This window comes from Kocuria rhizophila (assembly GCF_003667225.1).
GTDB lineage: Bacteria > Actinomycetota > Actinomycetes > Actinomycetales > Micrococcaceae > Kocuria > Kocuria rhizophila.
This window is the reverse complement of the sequence record NZ_RCOM01000087.1, coordinates 1-9455: the sequence shown is the minus strand read 5'-3', so window position 1 is coordinate 9455 and position 9455 is coordinate 1. Positions and strand designations below refer to the sequence as shown.

The 9455-nt window shown below is 71.6% G+C and carries 7 protein-coding genes; 1 reads left to right on the top strand and 6 read right to left on the bottom strand.

The genetic code is table 11. The features are described 5' to 3' along the window. Window positions 1-53: 53 nt before the first annotated feature. Window positions 54-893, bottom strand: a complete 840-nt coding sequence (gene proC / locus D9R02_RS10120) for a pyrroline-5-carboxylate reductase (protein ID WP_121566852.1) — start codon at window positions 891-893, stop codon at window positions 54-56. Between the two features lie 469 nt (window positions 894-1362). Here proC and D9R02_RS10115 point away from each other — a divergent pair, with 469 nt between their 5' ends. Next, a complete protein-coding gene (locus D9R02_RS10115; RefSeq protein ID WP_121566851.1) occupies window positions 1363-1890 on the top strand; it encodes a potassium channel family protein in 528 nt (175 codons plus the stop codon). A 130-nt stretch (window positions 1891-2020) separates the two neighbouring features. Here the strand turns inward: D9R02_RS10115 and D9R02_RS10110 are convergent, their stop codons facing one another. From D9R02_RS10110 to D9R02_RS10090, 5 genes are all read right to left on the bottom strand, one after another. After that, window positions 2021-2827 (bottom strand): sugar phosphate isomerase/epimerase family protein, encoded by an 807-nt coding sequence (locus D9R02_RS10110; RefSeq protein ID WP_121566850.1) that lies wholly within the window; start codon window positions 2825-2827, stop codon window positions 2021-2023. Then, complete coding sequence (locus tag D9R02_RS10105; RefSeq protein ID WP_019311105.1) at window positions 2824-3804, bottom strand: Ppx/GppA family phosphatase; 981 nt, start codon at window positions 3802-3804, stop codon at window positions 2824-2826. Before D9R02_RS10105 ends, D9R02_RS10110 begins: the two co-directional genes overlap by 4 nt. Before the next feature lie 95 nt (window positions 3805-3899). Further along, the gene (topA, locus tag D9R02_RS10100; protein ID WP_121566849.1) at window positions 3900-6800 is read right to left on the bottom strand and encodes a type I DNA topoisomerase; all 2901 of its coding nucleotides are present in this window, start codon (window positions 6798-6800) and stop codon (window positions 3900-3902) included. 231 nt (window positions 6801-7031) lie between these two features. Further along, a complete protein-coding gene (locus D9R02_RS10095; RefSeq protein WP_121566848.1) occupies window positions 7032-8954 on the bottom strand; it encodes a DUF7059 domain-containing protein in 1923 nt (640 codons plus the stop codon). 2 nt (window positions 8955-8956) lie between these two features. Beyond that, entirely contained in the window at window positions 8957-9415 is a 459-nt protein-coding gene (locus D9R02_RS10090) for a pyridoxamine 5'-phosphate oxidase family protein (RefSeq protein ID WP_039100588.1), read from the bottom strand. Window positions 9416-9455 lie beyond the last annotated feature (40 nt).

Below are 9455 nucleotides of genomic sequence, written 5' to 3'. Positions count from 1 at the left end.
TGCTCATGGTGTACCGCCTTGCTGGGATCGTGGGGTGGGCGCGGGAGCGGGCGTCACTGCCCGTCGTACTCCTTCTCCATCTCGTCGCCCTTGGTCGCGGAGGCCTCCGCCCCTGCGGCGACGATGTCTCGCAGGCCCTTCTCGTCGAACGTGGTGATGGCCTGCTCGGTGGTGCCGCCCGGGCTGGTGACGGCCCGGCGCAGGGCCGCGGGATCGGCGTCGTCCGGGGCGAGCAGCTCTCCCGCGCCCGAGACCGTCTCCTTGGCCAGCACGCGCGCCGTCTCCGGGTCCAGGCCGAGCTTCTCGCCCGCCTGCTGCATGGCCTCGGCCAGGTAGAACACGTACGCGGGGCCCGAGCCGGAAACGCCGGTGACCGCGCGGATCAGGTGCTCGGGGACCTCCACCACGGTGCCCACCGTGGCGAGGACGTCCTTGACCTGGGCGAGCCGCTCCGCCGAGGTGTGCTCCCCCGGCGTCACGGACAGCGCCCCGCGGCCCAGGCTGGACGGCGTGTTGGGCATGCAGCGCACCACGGGCTGGCCGTCCGGCAGGGCCTTCTGCAGTGCGTCCAGGGTGACGCCCGCGGCCACGGAGACCACCACGGTGGAGGGGTCCAGCGCGGGCGCGACCTCACGGGCCAGGTCCAGGATGGCGTAGGGCTTCACGCCCAGCAGCACAATGTTCGCGCCCGCCACGGCCTTCCGGTTGGCCTCCGGGTCCGACTCCCCGGCAAAGACCTCCACGCCGGTCTCCCGGTGCAGGGCCTCCGCCGACGACGCCGAACGGGTCGTCGCGCGCACCCCGCCCGCCTCCGTGCCCGCGGCCAGCACGCCGCGCAGGATGGAGCCGTTCATGGAACCGGCTCCGAGGAACGTCAGTGTCAGCTCAGCCATGGTGTCTCATCCTCTCGGGCCCCGCGGGCACGCCGGGTGGCGCCGTTCACGGGCTGTGGTGGTCGGGAAGCTCACTCGACGGTACCGCGCCGCGCCGGGGGCCCGCGAGCGGGGATGCTCCGTGGCCCGTGGGAGCTCACGACAGGACGAGCCCTCCGGGCCGAGCACACGGGGGCGCTCGCGGGTTGCCCGATTAGGGTTGGGCCCAGCACACCACGCAACGAGTCAGGAGTCCGTGTGTCCACTTCCCTCCACTGTGTCTCGCGGGGGTGCAGCGCCGTCCAGAGCGTCGGGCAGCGCCTCTGCGCCGCGTCCGCGGATGCCGCGCCGCGTCCGCTCTTGGCGGCTCACCATCCGCGGGTGGACCGCGCAGTGGCACGGCGCCCACGGGTGGTTCCCGTGGCGCCTCTGCGCCCACGGGCGGCCCGCCCGGCGGCTCTGTCTCCGCTGACGGGGCAGGAGGTGCGCGATGTCCTCGGAGCAGCCTGAGGCGCCGCCCCCGTCCCGTCCGCGGCGTGGTTCCCACGGGCGCGGTCTGACCAGTTCCATCCGCCCCGTCCGGGCCGTGATCGGGCTGCTGGCAGTGACCGCCACGTACTATGCGATCCCCCTGGACCCGGACCGCGACCTGGTGGGACGCATCATCGCCTCACTGCTGGGTCTGGCCGTGGTGGGTGCGGTGATCATCCGCCACCTGCGCCGCGGGGACGACCCCGTGGGCCGGCTGTTCCTGCTGCTCATGGTGGCCGTGGCCGTGATCGCCCTGTCGTTCCATGCGGTGTCCATGATCCCCGGCCAGTTCGAGGGGCTGGAGACCCGCACCGACGCGCTGTACTTCACGGTGGTCACCCTGGCCACGATCGGCTACGGGGACATCCACCCCGTGGGGCAGACGGCCCGCGCGCTGGTGGTCGTGGCCATGGGGTTCCACGTGGTCTTCCTGACGTTCCTCGTCTCCGCCATCTCCCGGCGGCTCGGGGAGCGCCTGCAGGGGTAGGTTCGCACCCGCGGGGCCGTCCCCGCGCGCGGTGCCGGCCCGGCGACGTCGCCCGGCTGCGTCCACAGCCGCACTGCCGGTGCGAGCGCGCGGTTCGACAAATGACAGTGCCCGTGCCGGGGCGGCCGCCTCAGCCCTGGACCGTCATGTGGCGGCGGGCGAAGTCCAGGGACTCCGCGAGCCACTCGTCTCGCTGGTCCGGGGTCTCGCACTTGCGCGTGGACACCTCCACCCCCACCACGCCCTGCCAGCGCTGGTCGCGCAGGTACTCAAGCGTCTGTGCGACCGGCTGCACGCCGTGGCCCGGGAGCAGGTGCTCGTCCGCGAGCGTCTCCCCGGAGCCGTCCGTGAGGTGCACGTGGCCCAGCCGGGACCCGAGCTCCTTCACGGCCGCGAGGGAGTCCATCTTGGCCGTGGCGGCGTGGGAGAAGTCCCACGTGACCCAGTCGTAGTCCTGGCCCAGCGGGCTGTAGTGCGGGGAGTAGACCACTGCCTCCCGCCCGGCCACGCGCCACGGGTACATGTTCTCCACGGAGATCTTGGTGTCAGTCATGCGGGAGACCTCCCGAACCCCGGCCACGAAGTTCTTGGCGTACTTGCGCTGCCACCGGAACGGCGGGTGGGCCACCACCACCTCTGCGCCCACCTGGTGGGTGAGCTTCGCGGCCATCTGGATCTTGGTCCAGGACTTGCCCCACACCTGCTGGGTGAACAGCAGCGTGGGCGCATGGATGGTGGAGATGGGGATCTGGTACCTCTGCACGCTGTCCAGCAGCTGGTGGGTCAGCTGGCTCATGCGCTCGTGGGTCACGAGCACCTCCACACTGTCGTAGCCCAGGCGCGTGGCGGCCTCGAAGGTCTCCGGGACGCCCTGGGGGTACAACGAGCTCGTGGACAGCGCCACGTGCGGGCGGTAGGCGGCGGGGGTCTCGCTCATCGGCGGTTCACCAGGTCCTTCGGGTTGACGGTCTCGCTCGTGGCGTCCCGGGCCAGGCGGTCCATGCGGCGCAGGATCAGACCCTCCCGCAGTGCCCACGGGGAGATCTGCACGGTGTCCACGGCCAGCATGTCCATCGCGGTCTCCGCGACGATCGCCCCGGCCACCACCTGGGCAGCGCGGTGCTCGGAAACTCCCGGCAGATCCGCACGCTCACCCACGGTCATGGCCTCCATGCGACGGGTCCACAGCCGCAGGTCCTCCAGGTGCATGAGCCGCTCCACGTACGGCCCCTGGGCAGACGGTGCCGCACCGCAGATCCGGGCGAGGGAGCGGAAGGTCTTGGAGGTTCCCGCCACGAGGTTCGGGTGCCCACCCCCTGCGATCCGGTCCACGGCAGGGCGCAGGGTGGTGCGCACGTGCTTGCGCAGGGCCTTGAACTGGGCGGGCGAGGCGACGTCGGACCCTGCCAGGTACGCCCGGTACAGCCGACCCGCGCCCAGCGGCACGGAGGTGGCCACCGTGGGCAGCGCATTGGTGCCGATCGCCATCTCGAACGAGCCGCCCCCGATGTCGAAGTCCAGGATGCGCCCCGCGCTCCACCCGAACCAGCGGCGCACCGCGGAGAACGTGATGGCGGCCTCCTGGTCCCCGGACAGCTCCGTGAGCGTCACCCCCGAGGTGGACTGCACGTGCTCCAGCACGTCGTTGCCGTTCGTGGCCTCACGGATGGCCGAGGTGGCGAACGCCAGCAGGTCCTCCGCGCGGTGCTCCACCGCGAAGTCCCGGGCCTCCACCACGAAGGACGTGAGCAGGTCCCGGCCCTCGTCCGTGATCCGCCCGTCCTCGTCCTGGTAGTCCACCAGCCGCAGTGCCACCTTGTGGGACGCGTAAGGCTCCGGGCGGGAGCCGGGGTAGACGTCCAGCAGGAGCAGGTGCACCGTGTTGGAGCCGACGTCCAGGACGGAGAGCCTCATGGGTGTTCCTTACTTTCGCAGACGTGCGGTGCCCGGCCCAGCTCGGAGCGCGAACCAGACGGTTGGCCCCAAGAATGCCGGGCGGACGGTGGACGCTACTTCGCGGCGGACTTGGTGGCGGCCGTCTTCCGGGCGGCCGGTTTCTTGGCGGCGGGCTTCTTCGCCGCCGGCTTCCTGACCGCGGGCTTCTTCGCGGTGGAGCTCTTGGCGGTCGAGCTCTTGGCCCGCGAGCGCGCCGGGGCCTTGGCCGGGGCGGGGCCCTTGGCGCGCTTCTCCGCGAGCAGCTGGGAGGCCCGGGCCGCGGTGATCTGCTCGATCGCCTCTGCACGCGGCACGGTCACGTTGGTCTCGCCGTCAGTGATGTACGCGCCGAAGCGGCCCTCCTTGATGACCATGCGCTTCTCCGTGAGGGGATCCGCGCCCAGGTCCGCGAGCGGCGGTCGCGCGGCCTGCCGGCCGCGCTGCTTGGGCTGCGCGTAGATGGTCTTGGCCTCCTCCAGGGTGATCGTGAAGATCTGGTCCTCGGAGGAGATCGAGCGGGAGTCCGAGCCCTTCTTCAGGTACGGCCCGTAGCGCCCGTTCTGCACCGTGATGGTCTCACCGTCCGTGTCCTGGCCGAGTTCACGCGGCAGGGACAGCAGCTTCAGGGCGTCGTCGAGCGTGATGTCCTGCAGGTTCATGGACGAGAACAGCGAGGCCGTGTTCGGCTTGGGCTTCTCGATCTTCTTGGGCTTGGGGTTGCCGTTCTTGTAGTACTCGGTGGGGATCGCGTCGAGCTCCTCCTGCGTGGGCTCGGGCACGATCTCGGTGACGTAGGGGCCGTAGCGGCCGTCCTTGGCCACGATGGTCCGCCCGTTGTCCGGGTTCACGCCCAGCTCCCGGCCGTCCGCCTTGCCGATCTCCATGAGCTCCTGCGCCTTCGCGGGCGTGAGCTCGTCCGGGGCGAGGTCCAGGGGAACGTTCGCGCGCACGGGATCCGTGATCTCCCCGGTCTCCGGGTCTACGGTGCCGCCGGACTCCAGGTACGGGCCGTACTTGCCCACGCGCAAGGTGATCTCGTCCGTGATCGGGATGGAGTTCACCGCGCGGGCGTCGATCTCCCCCAGGTCCTCCACGATGGGCTTGAGCCCCGGCTCGGACGGGTTCTCCCCGAAGTAGAAGCCCGAGAGCCACTTCACGCGCTCGGCCTCGCCGCGGGCGATCCGGTCAAGGTCGTCCTCGAGCTCCGCCGTGAAGTCGTAGTCCACGTAGTCGGAGAAGTGCTCCTCCAGCAGGCGCGCCACGGAGAACGCGAGCCAGGACGGGATGAGGGCGGAACCGCGCACCTGCACGTAGCCGCGGTCCATGATCGTGGAGATCGTGGCGGCGTACGTGGAGGGGCGTCCGATGCCCAGCTCGTCCAGGGTCTTCACCAGCGAGGCCTCGGTGTATCGGGCCGGCGGGGTGGTGGTGTGCCCGTCCGCGGTGACCTCGGAGGCGTCCAGGGCGTCGCCCTCGGCCATCACGGGCAGGCGTTTGTCCTCGTCCTTCGCGCCCTTCTTGCCGGAGTCCGCGGTGAGGTCCGGGTTCACGTCCCGGCCCTCCTCGTACGCGGCCAGGAACCCCCGGAAGGTGATGACGGTTCCGGAGGCCGAGAACTCGGCGTCGGCCCCGGCGTGCTCACCGGCGGCGGAGGTGGCCGTGGCGCCCAGGCGCACCGTGGCGGTGTCGCCCTTGGCGTCCTGCATCTGGGAGGCCACGGTGCGCTTCCAGATCAGCTCGTAGAGCTTGTACTCGTCCACGGACAGCTGCGAGCGCACCTGGGAGGGCGTGCGGAAGGTGTCCCCGGCGGGGCGCACGGCCTCGTGGGCCTCCTGCGCGTTCTTGGACTTGGAGGCGTACACGCGCTTGGAGGACGGCACGAACTCCGGGCCGTAGAGCTCCTTGGCCTGCGCGCGGGCGGCGTTGACGGCCTGGTCGGACAGGGCCACCGAGTCCGTTCGCATGTAGGTGATGTAGCCGTTCTCGTACAGCCGCTGCGCCACGCGCATGGTGGTGCGGGACGTGAAGCGCAGCTTGCGTGCGGCCTCCTGCTGCAGCGTGGACGTGGTGAACGGTGCCGCGGGGCGGCGCGTGTAGGGCTTGGTCTCCAGCGAACGGACCGAGAAGCGCGCGTCCTGCAGGCCGGCCGCGAGCGCCGTCGCCACCGCTTCGTCCAGCGTGACCGGGGCGTTGCCGGAGGACGGGGACTTGAGCTGGCCGCGGTCGTCGAAGTCCTTGCCCGTGGCCACCCGGCGGCCGTCCACGGAGCTCAGCCGCGCGGAGAACGCGCGCCCGGCGTCCTGGCCCTCGGGGCGGGAAAACTGGCCCGTGAGGTCCCAGTAGTCGGCGGGCACGAACGCGATCCGCTCACGCTCGCGCTGGACCACCAGACGGGTGGCCACGGACTGCACACGCCCCGCGGACAGGCCCGCGGCCACCTTGCGCCACAGCACCGGCGAGATCTCGTAGCCGTAGAGCCGGTCCAGGATCCGGCGGGTCTCCTGGGCGTCCACGAGGTCCTGGTCGATGTCCCGCAGCTGGCCGAAGCCGCGCTCGATGGCCTCCTTGGTGATCTCGGGGAACGTCAGGCGGTAGACGGGCACCTTGGGCTTGAGCACCTGCAGCAGGTGCCACGCGATGGCCTCGCCCTCGCGGTCCCCATCGGTGGCGAGGTAGAGGGCGTCCGCGTCCTTCAGCTTGCGCTTGAGCTCGGTGACCTTCTTCTTCTTGTCCGGGTTCACCACGTAGTACGGGTCGAACTCGTGCTCCACGTCCACCGCGAACTTGCCGTACGGGCCCTTCTTCATGTCCGTGGGCAGCTCGGAGGGCTGCGGCAGGTCACGGATGTGGCCCATGGAGGACTCCACCTCGTAGGCGTCCCCCAGGTAGCCCGCGATCGTCTTCACCTTGGACGGTGACTCCACGATCAGCAGGCTCTTGCCCGTGCCGGCGGTCTTGGTGGCCTTCGGTGCCAAAGGTGCTCCTCGTCGTGACCCGTGGTTGCGGGGCGGGTCTGTTGCTGGTGGTCGCCGTTCAGCGTAGGCGACGGCGCCCGGTCTGGTGCTCGTGGGGTGTCTCGTCCCGCGTCTGAGACGTCAGCGTACGTCACGCGGCTCACCGGCCCCGCTGTGTCTCGCGACTGTGCAGACGTTCACACCCGGTGGGTGGCCGTGGTCCGGATCAGGATCACGCGCTCGCCCACGGGGTCAGTCTGACACCTCCAGCAGGAACCCGTGGGCGATGAGACCTGCGATCTCGGCCACCAGCTGCTCCGTAGGGCCCTCCTCCCACCCCAGCAGCACGCCCAGGGCCGTGAGAATCTGCTGGGCGCTGAGCTCGCCGTCGCACACCCCGGCGAAGCCCGCGGCCTCGCTGGAGAGGATCACGGTCCGCCGCAGTCCCGCGCCCTGCCGCAGCAGGATCAGGGAAGGATCCTCCGCGCCCGGGGTGCCGTGGCGCTCCTCGGTGACGTCCGGCGCCACGGTGAGACGACGCTCCAGCCACGCGGGGTGCCCGGCGGCACCGCTCTGGGCGTCCGACGCCTCCCGGCCCAGGCGCACGGTCCGCTCCCACTCCGCGGCCAGGGCGGGGGCGATTGGCTGCTGGATCGGGTGCGGGACGGTCTCGAAGATCCGCGGCAGGGACGACGACGCCGCACGGCCGGGTCCCACGGTCCCGCTCACCGTGCGCTCTTCCCCCGGCCCGCCGAGGGCTGACGCCCCAGGCTGGGAGGCGGCGTGCGCGGTGCTCGGGGCGCCGGCGTCGTCGTCCGCGTCACGGGAGGCACTCTGCGGCGCTCTCGGGGACCCCGCGGCGTCGTCCGCGGTGAGGGCGCCGCGGCGAGTCTCAGCCGTGCGCTCGGTGTCCTCGGGGCGCTGCAGCCACACCATGCCGAAGCCGATCGCGGCCACGTCCCGGGAGGCGAAGTCGTCCAGGTAGGCGGCGTAGGCGCGGTCGAACGCCTGCGGATCGCGCTGCTGGGAGGCGTCCTGCAGCCAGGTCTCGGCGTACTCGCACGGGTCCTGCAGCTCGCGCTGGATGACCCACGCCCCGGTGCCCGTGGGGATCCAGGACTCCGGGCCGCGGGACCACGTGGTCTCGGGGGCGTCCTGCGGATCGTGGGGGATCTCCCAGTTGGCGAGCAGGTGCGCGGTGCCGCCCGGGGCCAGCACCGAGGGCAGCTCCGCGAGCAGGTCCCGCACGATCCGGTCCCCGGGCAGGCCGCCGTCCCGGTAGGTGAAGCGTTCGACGTCCGTCTCCTGCGGGGTGCGCGGGGTGATCACGAACGGCGGGTTGGACACCACCATGTCGAAGTGTTGCCCGGCCACCGGCTCCAGCATGCTGCCCAGTTCCAGACTCACCCGGTCCTCCAGGTGCTCCGGGTCCAGGCCCAGGGCCGGGGCGTTGAGCACCAGGTTGAAGCGCGTGGTGGCCAGGGCACGCTCGGAAATGTCCGTGGCGGTGACGTGCTCCGCGTGGGCCAGCAGGTGGAACGTCTGGATGCCGCAGCCCGTGCCGAGGTCCAGGGCCGTGGCCACCGGGCGGCGCGGGGTGGACTGCACCAGGGTGGTGGAGGCGCCACCGATGCCCAGCACGTGGTCGTGGCGCAGCACGCCCGGGCGCTGGAAGGCCCCCAGGTCGCTCGCGACCCAGAGCTCCTCGGAGGAGTCCGTGGCGTAGGGGCGCAGGTCCATCGCGGCGCTCAGCAGCGGGTCGGCGCCTGCGCCGGTGCCCGCGCCGGAGTCTGCGCCGGTGCCCCCGCCGGTGCTCGTGGGCTCGGAGGTTCCCTCCACCAGCCCGAGACGCACCAGTCCGGCGGCACCCACGGTGGGAAGGGCGGCGTCGAGCGCTGCCGGCTGAACGGGGTCACCCAGGAGGAAGAACGCCGTCAGGGCGCTCAGCGCAGGATCCTGTGACCCGCGCTCGCGCAGGGCACGCCGGGCGGGCACGGCCTGGTCGCGAGACCACGCGGACATGGCCTCCGGGCCCACCAGGTCCGTGACACGGTCCACCGTGAAGCCCGCCGCGGCGAGGTCCGCGCGCAGGGCGGCGACCAGGGCGGCGTCGTCGGAACGGGGTGCGTCCGGGACGGTGCTGAACCGGGCGGGACCGGAGGCGGCCTGGGCCACGCTCAGTGACCCAGCCGGAACGCGCGGCCGGTGATGCGCGTGGGGGTAATCTCCACGAACTCGATCTTCTCGGTGTTCAGCCACGGCCGCAGCCCGAGCCCCTCCACGCGCTTGATCTCGTCCGCGTCCGTGATCATGGCCGCGGTGCCGCGGACCACCACGGAGTGCGCCTCGGAACCCGCGGTGCGGTCGATCTCCAGGGCCACGTTCGGGTTCAGCTGCAGGTGCAGCACCTTGGTGCCCTTGGCGGAGCGGAAGTAGATCTTCTCGCCGTCGGCCACGATGTTCAGGGGCGTGATGTCGATCTCGTCCCCGTCGCGGGTGGCCAGCCGGGCGAAGCGGGCCTGGCGGAGCAGCTCCCAGCTCTGCTCCTCGCTGAGCTCCGTGACGGGCGAGCCCTGCGGGGCGTCCTCGTGCTCGCCGGAGATGTTCATGGGGTGGGGATGTGCGTCGTTGCTCATGCCCCCATGATTCCACGCAGGTGGGCGCGGTGGGTGAGGG